The sequence below is a fragment of the Stenotrophomonas sp. YJH_SMC_91 genome (genome assembly GCF_059368495.1).
Map to the genome: position 1 here is coordinate 112,203 of NZ_JCAFRT010000009.1, position 16,296 is coordinate 128,498.

Here is a 16,296-nt window from a genome sequence, read left to right on the forward strand (position 1 = left end):
AGGAGCCCGCCGATGACCCTGCCACCGCCGATTCCCGCCCACGACCCGGCATCCGCCGGTTGGTGGTGCCGCCACTGGCGCTGGGCGATGCCGTTGATGGTGGTGCTGGTGCTGGGTGGTGCAGGGGGTGTGGTGACCTGGAGCGTGCTGCGCTGGAGCGAGGCAGCACGCGAGAGCCCGCCGATGCGCGAGGCGCTGCGGCGGGCGGGCTGCAGTATTGAACTGGTGGAAGCGTTCGGTGAGCCGTTGAACATCGAGTCGATGCCGCTGGGCAGCATGCAGACGGCGATCAACGGCCAGCGTGATGTCGGCCTGACCGTAGCCCTGGAAGGACCGCATGCGCACGGGCGGTTGTTCGTGCAGGGTACCCGTCGCGATGACGTGTGGGACTACCCGGTGATGTACGTGTTGGGCGAGGACAAGCAGACCTTCGACCTGACGGCGCTGGATGACGACGAGGCCGCGCAGGAGTGCGAGCTGAAGGCCTGCCGTGATCGCGGCGAATGCCCGCTGACCGCCGTGCTCTGACCTCCGGGCGCAGGCGACTGCGGGACGTCGACTGGGTAGAGTCGACCGGGTAGGGTCGACCGGGTAGAGTCGACTGTCAGTCGACTGCTCTTCGATCAGACAGCGAAAACCCCCGCGCTGCGCGCGATGGTCGACCGGGGTAGAGTCGACTGTCAGTCGACTGCTCTTCGATCAGACAGCGAAAAACCCCGCGCTGCGCGCGATGGTCGACTGACAATCGACTCTACTCCCGCCAGGTTTCCGCGGAGCCCGGCTGCACAACCAGCCCGCCATGACTTCCCGCCGATTGTCGCCATCGCCGTGAGCGCGTAGGGTGCGGGCAACCCTTTGCTGGAGTGTCCCATGAAGCCGATTGCGCTCGCCGTTGCCCTGGCCCTGACTGCCGCACCGCTGCTGTCCGCACCACCGGCGCTGGCGGCACCCTCCGCCAAGGCCGCCACCCCGGCCAGCCCGGCCTGGGTCGCCCGCAGCAATGCGCTGGCGCAGATTCTGCTGGACGCCCAGGGCCCGTTCCAGCCGGAGGAAACCGGCTTCTTCGGCGTGCCCGGCTACGACGACAAGGTGGCCGATCTCGGCCCGGACAACGGCAAGCGCTACCGCGCTGCCATGGCCAAGGCACGCGACGAACTGAAGGCAAAGCTGGCCGTCGAGAAGGATCCCAATGTCCGCCAGGACTTGGAAATCATGATCCACGCCGCCAGCCAGAACATCGAAGGCAGCGAGCTCAACGAGAAGTACCTGCTGCCGTGGAGCGATGCGCCGCAGACCGTGTTCAGCGGCCTCAACCTGCTGCTGTCCGACCAGGTGCCAGCGGAGCGCCGGGCCAAGGCGGTCGACCGCCTCAAGGCCTATGCCGGCCTGCAGCCGGGCGGCACCGCCTTCACCACGCTGGCGCGCCAGCGCTACGAGGAACGGCTGAAGGACAGCAGCCTGTTGCAGCCGACGAAGATTGAAGTGCAGCAGTCGCTGGACAACGTCGAGACCTACATCACCGGTATCGAGTCGCTGCTGAAGAAGTACCAGATTGCCGGCGCCGATGAAGCAATGAAGGCGCTGGCCGGGCAGATGAAGGACTACGCCGCCTGGACCCGCAAGGAGGTACTGCCGAAGGCACGTGCCGACGCACGCCTGCCGGCGCCGTTGTACGCCTACCAGCTCAAGCAGGTCGGCATCGACATCGACCCGAAGCTGCTGATGCAGCGCGCACAGCTGGAGTTCATGGAAACCCGCTCGGCGATGCAGCAGCTGGCACCGCTGGTGGTGAAGGACAAGGGGCTGAAGGTGGCCGACCCGAGCGATCCGGTGGCGGTGATCCGCGCGCTGAAGGCCGACAAGATCGCCGACGATCATCTGGAAGGCCACTACCGCAAGGTGATCGATGCGATCGATCCGCTGATCCGCGAGCACGCCATCGTGGACGTGCCCAAGCGCGCCATGCAGATGCGCCTTGGCTCGGCCGCCGAGAGCGCGGCCAGCCCGGCCCCGCACTTCCTGCCGGCCCCGCTGGTCAACAACACCGGGCAGCAGGGCACCTTCGTGCTGCCGCTGGGCAACCCGGCAGCGGGCCCGGGCGCGCAGTACGACGACTTCAACTTCGGTGCGGCAGCATGGACGCTGAGCGCGCATGAAGTCCGCCCCGGCCACGAGCTGCAGTTCACCGCGATGGTCGAGCGTGGTGTGTCGCTGGCACGCACCATGTTCGCGTTCAATTCGGTGAACGTGGAAGGCTGGGCGCTGTACGCCGAAGCCGAGATGGTGCCGTACGAGCCGCTGGACGGGCAGATGATCGCCCTGCAGTTCCGCCTGCTGCGCGCCGCGCGCGCGATGCTCGACCCGATGCTCAACCTCGGCCTGACCGACCGTGCCAACGGCGAGCGCGTGCTGATGGAGCAGGTCGGCCTGTCCAAGGCGATGGCCACGCAGGAACTGGACCGCTACATGGTGCGGATGCCGGGCCAGGCCGGTAGCTACTTCTACGGCTACACCCGCATCCTGGAACTGCGCATGCAGACGGAACTGGCGCTGGGTGCGAAGTTCGACCGCCTGGCGTTCAACAACTTCCTGCTCGACCAGGGCCTGCTGCCGCCGGACCAGTTGGCCGACGCGGTGAACAAGGTGTTCGTACCGAAGTACAAGCGCTGAACACCCTCCGGTAGTGCCGGCCGCTGGCCGGCAACCGGTGTTGGTAGATGCCGACCTTGGTCGGCGCTGTGGGTTCGTGCCAACCAAGGTTGGCACCCACCAGAGCGATGTGTTGGCTGTTGCAGGGATGTGCCGGCCAGCGGCCGGCACTACCCCGGTGACGCTGCTGCGTCACCGCTGCGGGGTAATCACCTGTGTCGGCAACCGCGCCGGCGGTGCCGGATTCGGCACCCAGATCGCGACGCCTGCGGCGCGCTTCTGCGTGGTCGGAATCCCGATGCCGACGCCACCACCGACGTGCGAGCCGAACGTGCCCGCGCCCACCGACATGCCTACCGGCGACCCGCTGCTGCCCACGCCCATCAGCACCACGCCGTTGGCGCCCAGCGCTGCGGCTTCACGCTTCAGGCGGGCCACCGCGGCGTCGGTCTGGCCCTGGGTGCCGAAGCCGACGGCGGAAGACGATTCCAGCTGGGCGATTTCCTGGGAGCCGGCCGGTGGCGTCGAATAGATCTGCACCAGCGCCGGATCGATCGGTGCGCGCGCGCGGCCCAGCATCACCTTGGAGGTGCTGGCACAGCCGGCGGCGACCAGCAGCGTGGCCGCCAACGCGGCCCAACGGATGTTCATGGCACTTCCCCTGCAGGACTGGTTGCGATGATCGGCGGGCCACTCTGAATCGGCGCCAACACCCGGGCCGGGGCACGCACGACAGCACGCTAGCACGGGTCGGGTGACAGCCCCGCCAATGGCAGTAGGCGGCGGCAACGGGAACGATTATGGTGGGGCCAGGAACCAACTGCGGGAGAGCGGCATGGGTGTGATCAGTCTGTTGTGGGGCGTATTGGCGCTGTTGTGGATGATCCTGGCGTTGATTCCGCTGCTGGGCTGGGGCAACTGGTTCCTGATCCCGTTCGCCGCGGTCGGTGCGGTGATCGCCGCGCTGGGCATCCTGTTCACCCACCCGAGCAAGCGTGGTCGGGCGTGGGCCGGATTGGTCCTGAACGGTATCGTGGTGGTGGTCGGCATCCTGCGTCTTGGCCTGGGCGGCGGCGTGGTCTGAGCCCGGTCCCGGGTGCGACAGGGCGTCGCAGGCAGACGGCCGATGGCCGGGCGGGGGCGTACAATGAATGGCTGCGCGAGCCCCCCGCGTGCCTGTGAATCCGCGCCCCGCGCGGCTGCCCCATGATCATCCGACCCCGTCCCCACGGCTGGCAACTTCTGTACATCCTGCGCGGTTCGATCGTCAAAGCGATCGCGCCGAAGGTGCTGGCCATCCTGATCCTGTCCATCGCCGTGGCTGCGGTGGTCGAACTGGCGCCCCCCACCGGCATCGAACGCGTGTCGGTGACCCCGTTCACCCTGCTTGGCCTGGTGCTGTCGATCTTCCTCAGCTTCCGCAACAGCGCCTGCTACGACCGCTGGTGGGAAGGACGCAAGCTGTGGGGCCAGCTGGTCTACGAATCGCGTTCGCTGGCGCGCCAGGTAAACCTGCTGCTGGCCGACGACGCGGGCCGTCGTCGTCGCGTCGCCTACCTCACCACCGCGTTCGCCCATGCGCTGGCGGCGCGACTGCGTGGTCGCATCGTCGCCCTGGCAGCACTGCCGTGGCTGGACAAGCGCCAGCGCGAACAGCTGGGCCAGCGCGAGAACGTGCCCGATGCACTGCTGGCGATGATCGCGGCCGAACTGGCGCATGCGCTGCGCGCCGGCCAGCTCGAGCCCATCCTCTACACCCAGCTGGAAGAGCGCCTGCACGCGATGTCGTCGATCCAGGCCGGCTGCGAGCGCATCCTCACCACGCCGCTGCCGTTCGCCTACACCCTGCTGCTGCACCGCTGCGCGTGGATGTTCTGCGTGCTGCTGCCGTTCGGCCTGGCCAGTTCGCTGGGCTGGGGCACGCCGGTGCTGTCGGCGGTGCTGGCCTATGCCTTCTTCGGCCTGGACCAGCTGGGCGAAGAAATGGAAGACCCCTTCGGCCTTGAGCCGAACGATCTGCCGCTGGACGCGCTGGTGCGCACGATCGAGATCGACCAGCTCGATGCGCTCGGCGAACGCCCGTTGCCCGAACCCCTGCTGCCGCAGGGCTACCTGTTGCAATAGCCACTCCTCGGAGCCTGCCATGTCCCACCCGCTGTACCGCCCGCGCCGCATGCGCCACGACGAGTTCTCGCGCCGCCTGATGCGCGAGAACACGCTGACCACCGATGACCTGATCTACCCGGTGTTCGTGCACGAACTGGCCGGCCGCACCGCAGTGCCGTCGATGCCGGGCGTGGAGCGGCTGTCGATCGAAGAACTGCTGAAGGTGGCCGAAGAGGCGCTGGAGCTGGGCATTCCGGTGATCGACCTGTTCCCGGTGATCGACCCGTCGCTGAAATCGCTGGATGCATCGGCGGCGTGGGCCGAGGACGGCCTGGCGCAACGCGCGATCCGCGCGCTGAAGTCGCGCTTCCCGGAACTGGGGGTGATGACCGACGTGGCGCTGGACCCGTACACCACCCACGGCCAGGACGGCATCATCGATGACAAGGGCTATGTGCTGAACGACATCACCGTCGAAGCGCTGGTCAAGCAGTCGGTATCGCATGCCGAAGCCGGCGTCGACATCGTTTCGCCGTCGGACATGATGGATGGCCGCATCGGCGCGATCCGCCGTGCGCTGGATGCCGACAACCACGTCAACGTGCGCATCATGGCTTACTCGGCCAAGTACGCCTCGGCGTTCTACGGTCCGTTCCGTGATGCGGTGGGCAGCGCGGCCAGCCTCGGCAAGGCCGACAAGAAGACCTACCAGATGGACCCGGCCAACGGCGACGAAGCCCTGCGCGAGATCGCGCTGGACCTGGAAGAGGGCGCCGACATGGTGATGGTCAAGCCGGGCATGCCGTACCTGGACCTGGTGCGCCGGGTGAAGGAAAAATTCGGTGTGCCGACCTTCGCCTATCAGGTCAGTGGCGAGTACGCGATGATGAAGGCCGCCTTCGCCAACGGCTGGCTGGACGAGCGCGCCTGCGTGCTGGAGTCGCTGCTGGGCTTCAAGCGGGCCGGTGCCGATGGCGTGCTGACCTATTTCGCGCCGCAGGTGGCGCGATGGCTGCGCGAGCGCTGACAATAGCGCCACGATAGACGGAGGACTGCGCGATGGGACCCGAACTGGGATGGATGCAATGGCTGATCTGGGGCACCGGCACGCTGGTGTTCGGCGCCATCATCGTCGGTGTCTTCATCGCCGCGTGGCGCGCGGGCAAGCGCCCACCGGAGCAGCTCTCCGCCGCCCGCCACGTGGCCCGTGAGCAGGCCCTGCCGGACAGCGTGCAGGCCGAGCTGGCCGCGCTGAACCAGCGCAAGGACAATGGCCAGCTGAGCGAGATGGAGTACGAGCAGTTGCGCGCCAAGGTGTTGTCGCGCTGACGGGCAATGCCGGGGGTCGGATCCCTTTCCGCAGGAAAGGGCTCTGACCCCTTCGCGGGCGCATCCACGCGCGGCGTGGATCTACCGCACGCACCCGGCCACCGCCGCCACCTTCGGCACCGCCAACCGGTACACGTCCACGCCACCGGCACGCGGTGCCCTGGCCGCGCTGCTGGCCACCATCATTTCGCCTGGCTTGGCGTTGTCGATCACCGGCGCGCCGGTCCAGCCGCCGGTCTGGTTGAACGACAGTCCCAACGGTTGCAGGGCCGCGCCACTCCACGCGCAGCCGCTGCTCCACACCTGTGCGGTCGTGCCGTTGCCGCGGATGAACACCACTGCGCCATCGTTGCCCAGCCAGTCGCCGTCGGTCTCGTCATCGGCGCTGTTCAACGCTGTCAATGCGGTGGCCGGGCCGCGCATGCCCTGCGCATCCAGCGTCGCCACGAACAGGTTCCAGCCGGCGCCACGGCCCTGTTGGCGGGCAAACAGCAGCCGCGTGCCGTCCGCGCTCAGGGCCGGCCCGCGCTCTTCGTGGCGTCCACCGTCGCCGGCCATGGGGTGCGCCTTGCCCAGCCGGCCATCGGCTTCCACCGCAGCCCGGTACAGCGCCAGCGCGCCTTCGCGGCCGGCGGCGAACAACAGCCAGCGGCCGTCGCGGCTGAAGTAGGGATCGCGGGCCTCGCCGGCCACGCCTACCGGCAGGGCCTGCGCCTGCTGCCAGCGGCCATCGACCACGCGCGCCTCCCACAGGCCCCAGCCGGCTTCGCCGCGGCGGGCGAAGACGATGCGCTGGCCGTCGGCACTGATCGTGGCGCGGCCCTCGTCGGCACGGGTCGAGACCACGCCCATGCCTTCGATGCCGTACTCGTTCAACGCCATCGCCACGGGGGCAGAGAGTAGACTGGCGGCAAGCACCAGCAGGGGCAGGGTGATGCGCATCATCCGGTTCCATGCACGAACAGAGCATCAGTCTAGCCAGCTTGAGGATTCCATGACCGACCGTTACGCCGTCTTCGGACACCCCGTTGCCCACTCGAAGTCGCCGCAGATCCACGCGACGTTCGGTCGCCAGGAAGGCATCGCGGTGGATTACCGCGCGATCGACCTGGCCCCGGAGGCGTTCCTGGCCGGCCTGGAGGCCTTCGCCGCCGACGGCGGTGTCGGCGCCAACGTCACCTCGCCGCACAAGGAGGCCGCGTTCTCGGTGTGCACCACCCTGACCGCACGCGCGCGCCGCGCCGGTTCGGTCAACACGCTGCTGCGCAAGGGCGACCGCTGGCATGGCGACACCACCGACGGCATCGGCCTGGTGCGTGACCTGACCGACCGCCATGGCCTGGACCTGCGTGGCCGCCGCATGTTGCTGATCGGTGCCGGTGGCTCCGCGCGCAGCGTCGCCCCGGCGCTGCTTGATGCCGGCATCACCGAGCTGGTGGTGGTCAACCGCACGCCGGAACGCGCCGATGAACTGATCGATGCGATGGGTGAGCCGGGTCGCGCGATCAGCCGCTACTGGGAAGACCTGCGTGATCTGGGTGACTTCGAACTGATCGTCAACGCCACCTCGGCCGGCCGCGACCGTGACGTCGAGTTCAAGCTGCCGCTGTCGCTGGTCAACTCGATGACCACCGCCGTCGACCTCAACTACGGCGAAGCGGCGATCGCCTTCCTGGCCTGGGCGCGCGCCGCAGAGTGCCGCAATACGGTCGATGGCCTGGGCATGCTGGTCGAGCAGGCCGCTGAGAGTTTCCTGCAGTGGCACGGTGTGCGCCCGCAGACCGACGAGGTCTACCAGTCGCTGCGCCAGGGCTCGGCCGTGCTGGCCGGCGAGGACTGATCGATGGACGGCACAACCCTGCTGGTCACGGTGCTGAGCATGGTGGGCGTGCGCCTGCCGGTGCTGATCGCGCTGTGCGTGGGCCTGGTCTGGGTGGTCGGCGCACCGCGCGATGCCACCCGCACCGGTGCCCTGGTCGGCCTGCTGCTGTTGCTGCTGGCCAGCCTCGGCGGCATGGCGGCGGGCATCCTGCCGATGTGGATGGTCCGCAGCGGTGATTTCAGTGCCGTGTCCAGCTTGAGTGCCATCCTCGGCGTGCTGCATTTCGCGCTGGCGATGGTCGAGGCCATCGGTGTGGTGCTGGTGGTGTGGGCGCTGGTGCGCCTGCTGCGTACCCGTACGCTCCCGGCCGCCTGACCGGTCGCGCCGGGCCATGCCCGGCGTATCTGCCCCTGGGATGGTCCGGCCATTGGACCGGGACCGCCAGCGGGCGTCGTCGCTGGCCCGTTCAGGGTCCCAGCGGCGGTGAATGCGGCCGGCCATGCGACAATGCCCGGCCTGATCCAGCTACGGTAATTCCCGGCGTGACCGAAACCGTCGCCGCTCCGCGCACCCTCGATGACACCTTGAAGGACGCGATCCGCAAGGCGTACACGACGCTGCAGGCCAATACCCCCGGCTTTTCCACCCGTCGCTCGCAGAGCCAGATGATCGGCGTGGTGTCGCGTGCGCTGTCGAAAAGCGGTGGCGTCGGCGTGGTCGAGGCGCCCACCGGCGTCGGCAAGAGCCTGGGCTACCTCACCGCAGGCGTGCCGATCGCATTGGCCAGCAAGAAGAAGCTGGTGATCAGCACCGGCACCGTGGCGCTGCAGTCGCAGCTGGTCGAGCGCGATATCCCGAATTTCCTGAAAGCCACCGGCCTGGAGGCGACCGTGGCGCTGGCCAAGGGCCGTACCCGCTACCTGTGCACGCGCAATGCCGCCGAGGCGCAGGGCGAGGGCTCGCAGGGCGGCATGTTCGAGGATGACGCGCCGCTGTTCGACCGGCCGCTGGCGCCGATCGAAATGGACATCGCCAAGCGCCTGACCGACGCCTTCACCAGCGGCAGCTGGGATGGCGATATCGACAACGCACCGGAGACGATCAGCCCCGGCCTGCGCAGCCGCATCACCACGCCGGCCTCGGGTTGCGCGGGGCGCCGTTGTGCGTACTCGGCACAGTGCGCGGTACTGCGTTCGCGCAACACCGTGCGTGACGCGCAGATCGTGGTCACCAATCACGCGCTGCTGCTGTCGGCGCTGTCGATCGGCGACAGCGACAACGGCCAGCCGTTGATCGCACCGCCGTCGGACATGCTGCTGGTGCTGGACGAAGGCCATCACATCGGCAACGTGGCGATCGACCAGGGCGCGGCCAGCCTGGCGCTGGACGAGATGGCCAAGCGTACCGGCCGCCTGCAGATCCTGATCGCTGGCGCCTACCGCGCGGTGGACAAGGATCGCCTTGGCAACCTGCTGCCGAACGAAGCGATCGAGGTGGCCAGCAACGTGGCCAAGCAGCTGCGCGCGTTCCGCGATCATATCGAGCGCGTGTGGATGCCGGCGCCGGCGGACGAAGAGCCGATGTGGCGCGCGGCCAATGGGCGACTGCCCGAGGCCTGGCGCGAGCCGATCGAGGCGTTGGCTGACGATACCCGCAGCCTCTACAACTGGGCGCACGCCGCCACCGCGCAGGTGGCCAAGGGCAAGCCGGACGATGCCGCGCGCGAGCGCCTGCAGCGCAACCTGGGCATGGCGCTGGAAATGATCGAGCAGCAGTACAACCTGTGGCAGGCCTGGCGTCGCGAAGACAAGGACGGTGCGCCGCCGATGGCGCGCTGGGTCACCGCCACCCGCGACGGCGACCTGGTGCTGCACGGCTCGCCGGTTTCGGCCGCGCACGTGCTGCGCAAGCTGCTGTGGGATGAAGTGGACTCGGTGGTGATGACCTCGGCGACGCTGACCGGCGGTGGCGACTTCCAGTCGCTGGCGATCGACAACGGCATTCCGGAAGAGGCCGAGATGGTCTCGTTGTCGTCACCGTTCGACCTGCCCAACCAGGCCGAACTGATCGTGCCGAAATTCCCGGTCACTCCAGACGACCGCGAGGGCCACCCGCGTGAAGTGGCGCGCTACCTCGACACCGAGTTGGACTGGGCCAAGGGCTCGATGGTGCTGTTCACCTCGCGCTGGAAGATGGAGAAGGTGGCTGGGCTGATGTCGGCCGCGCGCCGCAAGCAGGTGCTGGTGCAGGGCGAGATGTCCAAGACCCGGCTGATCGACGAGCACCTGCGCCGCGTGGCCGCAGGCGAGGGTTCGGTGCTGTTCGGACTGAACTCGTTCGGCGAAGGCCTCGACCTGCCCGGTGAAGCCTGCACCACGGTGGTGATCACCCAGGTGCCATTCGCGGTTCCGACCGACCCGCAGACCGCCACCCTCAGCGAATGGTTCGAGGGGCGTGGGCTGAATGCCTTCAATCTGATCGCCATTCCGCATGCGTTGCGCACGCTGACCCAGTTCGCAGGCCGCCTGATCCGCACTTCCACCGACACCGGCCGCGTGATCATCCTCGATTCGCGGCTGCTGACCCGCCGCTACGGCAAGCGCATCATCGACGCGCTGCCGCCGTTCAAGCGTGTGATCGGCTGACCGGTAGTGCCGGCCGCTGGCCGGCAAAAAGGGGACGGAGGGAATTAAGTCGTTTTAGCCACAAACGACTTAATTCCCTCCGTCCCCTTTTTTGCGAGCACTGTACAGATGCCGGCCAGGGGCCGGCACTACCGCACGGGCTGACGATCGGACAGCGGCGCTTGATGGTTACCGGGTGCCTGTTTCAGGCGTCCGGCAGCCTGGTCCATAGGCCTCCGTGTATGGTTTGCCGAAGCAGCGCAGTAGCCCATCAAGCACATCCAGGTTCGGTGGCCACGGCATCTGCACCTGCTGCCCGCCCTCGGTGGTGAAGTGGTAGCGGCCGTCCCTGATGTTCTCCGCCATCGCGGTGGGCGTCGGTATTGCGACCAGCCTCGCACGAGCCTTCTCCAGGGCGCTGCGGTCCTGGCGCAGGAACGCGACCATGCCGTCCACGTAGGCATTCCAGTAACCCGGGTCGCCCGCGTTCACGGGTTTGTGGCTGCGTTCCATCAGCGTGATCGCCTGCGCGGTCTGCCCCAGCTCCGCGCGCAGCTGGCCCTCATGCCAGGTGATGATGACGTTGCCTTCTGCCTTGGGCAGAGCGCCATAGGCGGACAGCAGGTCGGCCGCTTCGCGGGTACAGCCACGGTCGGCCAGCGGGCGCCAGCCACCTGCCAGGTCCTGATCGAATCGACCAGGTTCCATCGCCAGCATCGCTGCACGGTCGTAGCTGCAGTCGGGGGCTTTGGGCGGCTCCGCAGACGCGCCCATGGCAGCGGCCAGCGCAAAGGAAAGCAACATCATCTCAACCTCCGTGTTGGTGACTCCCTGGACCACCATAACGGATCAGGATGGGTAGCGCCGGCCGCTGGCCGGCAACCTCATTGATGTGGGGCGTCGCAGTACAGATGCCGGCCAGCGGCCGGCACTACCGTATGGCGGTCAATCGCCCAGAAGCGCGGTGTTGCGTACGGCGCCCTTGTCGGCGCTGGTGGCCAGCAGGGCGTAGGCCTTCAGCGCGCTGGTGACCTTGCGTGGGCGCGGCGCGCGCGGCTTCCAACCACGCGCATCGGCGTCGCTGCGGCGCTGGGCCAGCGTGGTCTCATCCAGCAGCAGGTCGATTCGGCGGGCCGGAATGTCGATGCGGATGCGGTCGCCATCTTCCACCAGGCCGATGACACCCCCGCTGGCGGCTTCCGGCGAGACATGGCCGATCGACAGGCCGGAGGTGCCGCCGGAGAAGCGGCCGTCGGTGAGCAGTGCGCACTGCTTGCCCAGTCCCTTCGACTTCAGATAGCTGGTCGGGTACAGCATTTCCTGCATGCCGGGGCCGCCCTTCGGGCCTTCGTAGCGGATCACCACCACCTCGCCCGGCTGCACTTCGTCGGCGAGGATGCCGGCGACGGCGGCGTCCTGGCTTTCATAGACACGCGCGGGACCTTCGAACACATGGATCGATTCGTCCACGCCGGCGGTCTTCACCACGCAGCCATCCACGGCCAGGTTGCCGCGCAGCACGGCCAGCCCACCTTCCAGCGAATACGCATGCTGCAGCGAGCGGATGCAGCCCTCGGCGCGGTCTACGTCCAGCGTCGGCCAGCGCGTGGCCTGGCTGAAGGCCTCCTGGGTGGGGATGCCGGCCGGGCCGGCCTTGAAGAAGGTATGCAGGGTGTCGTTGTCACTGCGCACCACGTCCCAGCGTTCCAGTGCTTCGGCCAGGCTGGCGCTGTGCACGGTCGGCACCGTGGTTTCGAGCAGGCCGGCGCGGTCCAGTTCACCGAGGATGCCGAACACACCGCCGGCGCGGTGCACGTCCTCGATGTGGTACTTCGGTGTGTTCGGCGCCACCTTGCACAGCTGCGGCACGCGCCGCGACAGCGCGTCGATGTGGGTCAGGTCGAAGTCGACCTCCGCTTCCTGCGCTGCGGCCAGCAGGTGCAGGATGGTGTTGGTGGAGCCGCCCATGGCGATGTCGAGGGTCATCGCATTGGCAAACGCCGCCTGGGTGGCGATGCCGCGCGGCAGCGCGCTCGGGTCTTCGCCGCCATACCAGCGATGGCAGAGTTCGACGATCAGGCGGCCGGCGCGGCGGAACAGCGCCTCACGGTCGGCATGGGTGGCCAGCGTGGTGCCGTTGCCCGGCAGCGACAGGCCCAGTGCTTCGGTCAGGCAGTTCATCGAGTTGGCGGTGAACATGCCCGAGCAGGAGCCGCAGGTGGGGCAGGCGCTGCGTTCGAACGCGGCCACCTTCTCGTCGGAAGCGCTGTCATCGGCAGCCACCACCATCGCATCGACCAGGTCCAGCTTGTGCTCGGACAGCTTGGTCTTGCCCGCTTCCATCGGTCCGCCGGAAACGAACACCACCGGGATGTTGAGGCGCAGCGCTGCCATCAGCATGCCGGGGGTGATCTTGTCGCAGTTGCTGATGCACACCAGCGCGTCGGCACAGTGCGCGTTGACCATGTACTCCACGGCGTCGGCGATGATCTCGCGGCTGGGCAGCGAATACAGCATGCCGTCGTGGCCCATCGCGATGCCGTCGTCCACGGCGATGGTGTTGAATTCCTTGGCGACGCCGCCGACCTGCTCGATCTCGCGCGCGACCAGCTGGCCGAGGTCCTTCAGGTGCACGTGGCCGGGCACGAACTGGGTGAAGGAGTTGGCGATGGCGATGATCGGCTTGTGGAAGTCGCCGTCCTTCATGCCGGTGGCACGCCACAGGGCGCGGGCTCCGGCCATGTTGCGGCCGGCGGTGGAGGTGCGGGAACGGTATTCGGGCATGGCTGGCGGAACGGGCGGGCCGTACGACGTGGGGGTCAGCCGATCATGGCCAATTTTTTCGGTTGCTGCTGCAACCACCGGGGAGAGAGCGGCAGGGCTGCGCCCTGCACCCGGGGTAGTGCCGGCCGCTGGCCGGCAACCTCAACAGCAACAGCTGGGCTATCCGTGGGATGGCGGGGTGGGTCCGGCTGCGGGGGACGGCGCAAGTACGTCCATGTAGCCTCGGTCGCGCCATCCATGGCGCTCACGCCCCCGCAACCGGACCCACCCCGCCTTCGACAGTTTCCTGCGATCTGACGGGGTCGGATCCCGTTGCTGCGCGACGGGCTCTGACCCCCGATTCCTGATTGGAACGACGAAAATGAAGGTCCGTTCATCTTTCGGACTTTGCCGATTCCGGTTGCTGGCCCGGATTTGGCATCATTGGGGCATTGATCCGTCGACAGGGCATGAGGCCATGAAACGTTCCCGCACCACCGCGCTGCTGCTGATGAGCGCCGCGCCGCTGCTGTTCACCGCCTGCCAGAAGGAGCCGGAGGTGAAGGTGCAGGAAGGCCTGTACACGTCGGTCGAGGCCTGCACCGAGGCCACCGGCGATCCGTCGTCGTGCCGCAATGCCTTCGCCGAAGCGCAGAAGCAGGCCGCCGATGCGGCGCCGAAGTACGCCAGCAGGGAAGCCTGCGAGAAGGATTACAAGCCGGAGCAGTGCGTGCAGCAGCACACCTCGGCCGGTACCTCGTTCATCGGCCCGATGATGATGGGCTTCTTCATGTCGCAGATGCTGAGCAACCGCGGAGGCCTGGCACCGCAGGCACCGGCGTCGGCGCCGGCCTACCAGGACAAGAACGCGGGTTGGGCGCGCCCGGCACCGGGTGGCACCGGTGGCCTGAACACCGCCAGCGGCATCGGCGCGGGCAAGGCCGGCCTGGCCCCGGTCACCAGCGAACCGAACCGTGCGGTCACTGCCAGCCGTGGTGGCTTCGGCAACACCAGCGCGCGCCGCAGCAGCAGCGGCAGCTACGGCGGCTGATCGACCCATGCAGCGCATCCGGATTGCCGAGCGTGCCCAATGGCGGGCGCGCGCGGAAGAGGCGGGTTTCCGCTTCCACACCATCGACGGCCAGCCGTACTGGGACGAAAGCGCGTACTACGCGTTCACCCTGCGCCAGATCGAGCAGGACATCGAAGACCCCAGCGCCGAGCTGCACCAGATGGCGCTGGACCTGGTCGGCGATGTCATCGCCAGCGAACGGCTGATGGACCAGCTGGCGATTCCGTCGCATTACCGCGACTGGATCGCCGACAGCTGGCGCCAGCGCCAGCCGCATCTGTACGGTCGCCTGGACCTGGCCTACGACGGTACTGGCCCGGCCAAGCTGTACGAACTGAACTACGACACGCCGACCTCGCTGTTCGAGGCCAGCTTCTTCCAATGGCAGTGGCTGGAAGACCAGCGCAACGCCGGTCGCCTGCCGCAGCACGCCGACCAGTTCAACGCGATTCACGAAGCGCTGGTCGAGCGTTTCGGCGAACTGGCCACGCAGCTGCCACCGCCGCTGTATTTCAGCGCGGTGGGCAGTTCCGAAGAAGACCGCGGCACCGTCGACTACCTGCGCGACTGCGCCTCGCAGGCCGGCCTGCATGGCCAGGCCATCGCCATCGAGGACATTGGCCTGTCCGAGGACGGCCGCTTCACCGCGCTGGACGATTCGGTGATCGGCACGCTGTTCAAGCTGTACCCGCTGGAAGACCTGATGGCCGAGGAATTCGGCCGCGCGCTGCCCGGCTCGGGCGTGCAGCTGCTGGAGCCGGCGTGGAAGGCGGTGTTGAGCAACAAGGGCATCCTGCCGCTGCTGTGGCAGCGCAACGTGGGCCATCCGAACCTGCTGGAAGCGCATTTCGATGACGGCAGCACGCTGGCGTCGGGCTGGGTGCGCAAGCCGCTGTTCTCGCGCGAAGGCGCGAACATCGAGATGCATCTGGCCGATGGCAGCACCCAGCGCAGCGACGGTCCCTACGATGGCCCGGCGATCATCCAGCGCGCCCATCCGCTCACCCGCTTCGAAGGCGGCTATCCGCTGATCGGCAGCTGGGTGGTGGGTGACCACGCCTGCGGCATCGGCATCCGCGAAGACGACAGCGCGATCACCCGTGACAGTGCGCGCTTCGTGCCGCATGCGATCGTGGATGAGGCGCCGACGCGCATCTACGTCTGATGACGGTGCGGCGTTGGCCTGGCCGGCATGGGCGTCCCACGCCCGTGCCGGGTCGGCATTTCGATGACGGGCGCAGCCTGCAGGCCTTCGCGGACCGCGTCGCGGTGCGTTGCCATCGCTGCGACACCCCCGGCTGGGTGGTCGCCAGCTGGGAACCCTACCGGTGGACCGCGCGATTCCGCTGCACCGGCTGCAGTTCTGCACTGGACAGTGGTGATTGGGTCGGTGCGGTCTACATGCTGGGCCGCCAACCTTGTGGATTCTGTGGGCATCAGTGGCTGCACGTGCGTCGTCGGGTTCCCGCTGGCGTTCCTGCACCGGCGTCCTTCGCTGCTCGATGCGCGCAATGTGATCGTAGTACCGATGTTTCGGTCTCGGTGCGTCCGTTGCGTGATGCCGAGCCTGCCGATCCGCACTTCGGATTGCCGCTGTGCCTGGTCGAACAGACCCGCGCAGGCCTGCTCTGGGCCTATAACGCTGAACATCTGCAGGCATTGCACGAGTACGCGAGCGCGACATTGCGCGAAAGCCGCGGCCATCACCGATCCATGTTCTCGCGCCTGCCGCAGTGGATGAAGCTGGCCCGCAACCGGGTGCTGCTGCAGCGCGCGGTGGAGCGATTGCAGCGGCGGTTGTTGCAGGGGTAATGCCGGCCGCTGGCAGGCAACCGTTGCTGGTAAATGCCGCCCCTGGTCGGCGCTTTGGGTCTCGTGCCAACCAAGGTTGGCACCCACCAGAGCGATGCACCGGTTGTTACAGGGGATAG

At 67.8% G+C, this 16,296-nt stretch carries 16 protein-coding genes; 12 read left to right on the top strand and 4 right to left on the bottom strand.

Annotation, left to right across the window (positions count from 1 at the left end; all coding sequences use genetic code 11):
- The first annotated feature begins 12 nt into the window (after positions 1–12).
- Complete coding sequence (locus AC5P5X_RS12730) at positions 13–528, top strand: cytochrome c oxidase assembly factor Coa1 family protein (RefSeq protein WP_005414826.1); 516 nt, start codon at positions 13–15, stop codon at positions 526–528.
- A 342-nt stretch (positions 529–870) separates the two neighbouring features.
- Positions 871–2,670, top strand: a complete 1,800-nt coding sequence (locus AC5P5X_RS12735; protein WP_495215992.1) for a DUF885 domain-containing protein — start codon at positions 871–873, stop codon at positions 2,668–2,670.
- A gap of 171 nt (positions 2,671–2,841) precedes the next feature.
- Here the strand turns inward: AC5P5X_RS12735 and AC5P5X_RS12740 are convergent, their stop codons facing one another.
- Complete coding sequence (locus tag AC5P5X_RS12740; RefSeq protein WP_005411549.1) at positions 2,842–3,300, bottom strand: hypothetical protein; 459 nt, start codon at positions 3,298–3,300, stop codon at positions 2,842–2,844.
- 184 nt (positions 3,301–3,484) lie between these two features.
- Between AC5P5X_RS12740 and AC5P5X_RS12745 the strand changes: the two genes are divergently transcribed.
- From AC5P5X_RS12745 to AC5P5X_RS12760, 4 genes are all read left to right on the top strand, one after another.
- On the top strand, positions 3,485–3,733 hold the full coding sequence (locus tag AC5P5X_RS12745; RefSeq protein ID WP_005411548.1) for a hypothetical protein: 249 nt from the start codon (positions 3,485–3,487) through the stop codon (positions 3,731–3,733).
- 122 nt (positions 3,734–3,855) lie between these two features.
- Positions 3,856–4,773, top strand: a complete 918-nt coding sequence (locus AC5P5X_RS12750; RefSeq protein WP_005411547.1) for a bestrophin family protein — start codon at positions 3,856–3,858, stop codon at positions 4,771–4,773.
- A 19-nt stretch (positions 4,774–4,792) separates the two neighbouring features.
- The gene (gene hemB / locus AC5P5X_RS12755; protein WP_005414824.1) at positions 4,793–5,782 is read left to right on the top strand and encodes a porphobilinogen synthase; all 990 of its coding nucleotides are present in this window, start codon (positions 4,793–4,795) and stop codon (positions 5,780–5,782) included.
- A gap of 32 nt (positions 5,783–5,814) precedes the next feature.
- Positions 5,815–6,084, top strand: a complete 270-nt coding sequence (locus tag AC5P5X_RS12760; protein WP_005411545.1) for a hypothetical protein — start codon at positions 5,815–5,817, stop codon at positions 6,082–6,084.
- Positions 6,085–6,165: 81 nt separating this feature from the next.
- Here the strand turns inward: AC5P5X_RS12760 and AC5P5X_RS12765 are convergent, their stop codons facing one another.
- Positions 6,166–7,029 (bottom strand): TolB-like translocation protein, encoded by an 864-nt coding sequence (locus AC5P5X_RS12765; RefSeq protein ID WP_111117681.1) that lies wholly within the window; start codon positions 7,027–7,029, stop codon positions 6,166–6,168.
- A gap of 49 nt (positions 7,030–7,078) precedes the next feature.
- On the opposite strand from AC5P5X_RS12765, the gene aroE reads away from it, so the two are divergent.
- The 3 genes from aroE (at position 7,079) to dinG (ending at position 10,551) form a co-directional block, all read left to right on the top strand.
- On the top strand, positions 7,079–7,924 hold the full coding sequence (gene aroE / locus AC5P5X_RS12770; protein ID WP_033833778.1) for a shikimate dehydrogenase: 846 nt from the start codon (positions 7,079–7,081) through the stop codon (positions 7,922–7,924).
- 3 nt (positions 7,925–7,927) lie between these two features.
- The gene (locus AC5P5X_RS12775) at positions 7,928–8,281 is read left to right on the top strand and encodes a hypothetical protein (protein ID WP_005411542.1); all 354 of its coding nucleotides are present in this window, start codon (positions 7,928–7,930) and stop codon (positions 8,279–8,281) included.
- Positions 8,282–8,448: 167 nt separating this feature from the next.
- Positions 8,449–10,551 carry an ATP-dependent DNA helicase DinG gene (dinG, locus tag AC5P5X_RS12780; protein WP_005411541.1) on the top strand — a complete coding sequence of 701 codons (2,103 nt, stop codon included), beginning with the start codon at positions 8,449–8,451 and terminating at the stop codon, positions 10,549–10,551.
- A gap of 168 nt (positions 10,552–10,719) precedes the next feature.
- Here the strand turns inward: dinG and AC5P5X_RS12785 are convergent, their stop codons facing one another.
- Together AC5P5X_RS12785 and ilvD are read right to left on the bottom strand one after the other, a co-directional pair.
- The gene (locus AC5P5X_RS12785; RefSeq protein ID WP_099524117.1) at positions 10,720–11,337 is read right to left on the bottom strand and encodes a hypothetical protein; all 618 of its coding nucleotides are present in this window, start codon (positions 11,335–11,337) and stop codon (positions 10,720–10,722) included.
- A 138-nt stretch (positions 11,338–11,475) separates the two neighbouring features.
- The gene (gene ilvD / locus AC5P5X_RS12790) at positions 11,476–13,314 is read right to left on the bottom strand and encodes a dihydroxy-acid dehydratase (protein ID WP_049397685.1); all 1,839 of its coding nucleotides are present in this window, start codon (positions 13,312–13,314) and stop codon (positions 11,476–11,478) included.
- A gap of 457 nt (positions 13,315–13,771) precedes the next feature.
- On the opposite strand from ilvD, the gene AC5P5X_RS12795 reads away from it, so the two are divergent.
- From AC5P5X_RS12795 to AC5P5X_RS12805, 3 genes are read left to right on the top strand one after another with little or no spacing between them, the layout of a single operon-like run.
- Positions 13,772–14,344, top strand: coding sequence for a DUF1190 domain-containing protein (locus AC5P5X_RS12795; protein ID WP_005411539.1), 573 nt, complete (start codon positions 13,772–13,774; stop codon positions 14,342–14,344).
- A gap of 7 nt (positions 14,345–14,351) precedes the next feature.
- Positions 14,352–15,530, top strand: a complete 1,179-nt coding sequence (locus tag AC5P5X_RS12800; protein ID WP_049397686.1) for a glutathionylspermidine synthase family protein — start codon at positions 14,352–14,354, stop codon at positions 15,528–15,530.
- Positions 15,530–16,177, top strand: a complete 648-nt coding sequence (locus tag AC5P5X_RS12805; protein ID WP_111189619.1) for a hypothetical protein — start codon at positions 15,530–15,532, stop codon at positions 16,175–16,177. Before AC5P5X_RS12800 ends, AC5P5X_RS12805 begins: the two co-directional genes overlap by 1 nt.
- Positions 16,178–16,296 lie beyond the last annotated feature (119 nt).

What these genes read in the sequence shown, in the direction of transcription:
- AC5P5X_RS12730 (WP_005414826.1), top strand. Translation starts at nt 13, where the DNA reads ATGACCCTGCCACCGCCGATTCCCGCCCACGACCCGGCATCCGCCGGT.
- AC5P5X_RS12735 (WP_495215992.1), top strand. Translation starts at nt 871, where the DNA reads ATGAAGCCGATTGCGCTCGCCGTTGCCCTGGCCCTGACTGCCGCACCG.
- AC5P5X_RS12740 (WP_005411549.1), bottom strand. Translation starts at nt 3,300, where the DNA reads ATGAACATCCGTTGGGCCGCGTTGGCGGCCACGCTGCTGGTCGCCGCC.
- AC5P5X_RS12745 (WP_005411548.1), top strand. Translation starts at nt 3,485, where the DNA reads ATGGGTGTGATCAGTCTGTTGTGGGGCGTATTGGCGCTGTTGTGGATG.
- AC5P5X_RS12750 (WP_005411547.1), top strand. Translation starts at nt 3,856, where the DNA reads ATGATCATCCGACCCCGTCCCCACGGCTGGCAACTTCTGTACATCCTG.
- hemB (WP_005414824.1), top strand. Translation starts at nt 4,793, where the DNA reads ATGTCCCACCCGCTGTACCGCCCGCGCCGCATGCGCCACGACGAGTTC.
- AC5P5X_RS12760 (WP_005411545.1), top strand. Translation starts at nt 5,815, where the DNA reads ATGGGACCCGAACTGGGATGGATGCAATGGCTGATCTGGGGCACCGGC.
- AC5P5X_RS12765 (WP_111117681.1), bottom strand. Translation starts at nt 7,029, where the DNA reads ATGATGCGCATCACCCTGCCCCTGCTGGTGCTTGCCGCCAGTCTACTC.
- aroE (WP_033833778.1), top strand. Translation starts at nt 7,079, where the DNA reads ATGACCGACCGTTACGCCGTCTTCGGACACCCCGTTGCCCACTCGAAG.
- AC5P5X_RS12775 (WP_005411542.1), top strand. Translation starts at nt 7,928, where the DNA reads ATGGACGGCACAACCCTGCTGGTCACGGTGCTGAGCATGGTGGGCGTG.
- AC5P5X_RS12785 (WP_099524117.1), bottom strand. Translation starts at nt 11,337, where the DNA reads ATGATGTTGCTTTCCTTTGCGCTGGCCGCTGCCATGGGCGCGTCTGCG.
- ilvD (WP_049397685.1), bottom strand. Translation starts at nt 13,314, where the DNA reads ATGCCCGAATACCGTTCCCGCACCTCCACCGCCGGCCGCAACATGGCC.
- AC5P5X_RS12795 (WP_005411539.1), top strand. Translation starts at nt 13,772, where the DNA reads ATGAAACGTTCCCGCACCACCGCGCTGCTGCTGATGAGCGCCGCGCCG.
- AC5P5X_RS12800 (WP_049397686.1), top strand. Translation starts at nt 14,352, where the DNA reads ATGCAGCGCATCCGGATTGCCGAGCGTGCCCAATGGCGGGCGCGCGCG.
- AC5P5X_RS12805 (WP_111189619.1), top strand. Translation starts at nt 15,530, where the DNA reads ATGACGGTGCGGCGTTGGCCTGGCCGGCATGGGCGTCCCACGCCCGTG.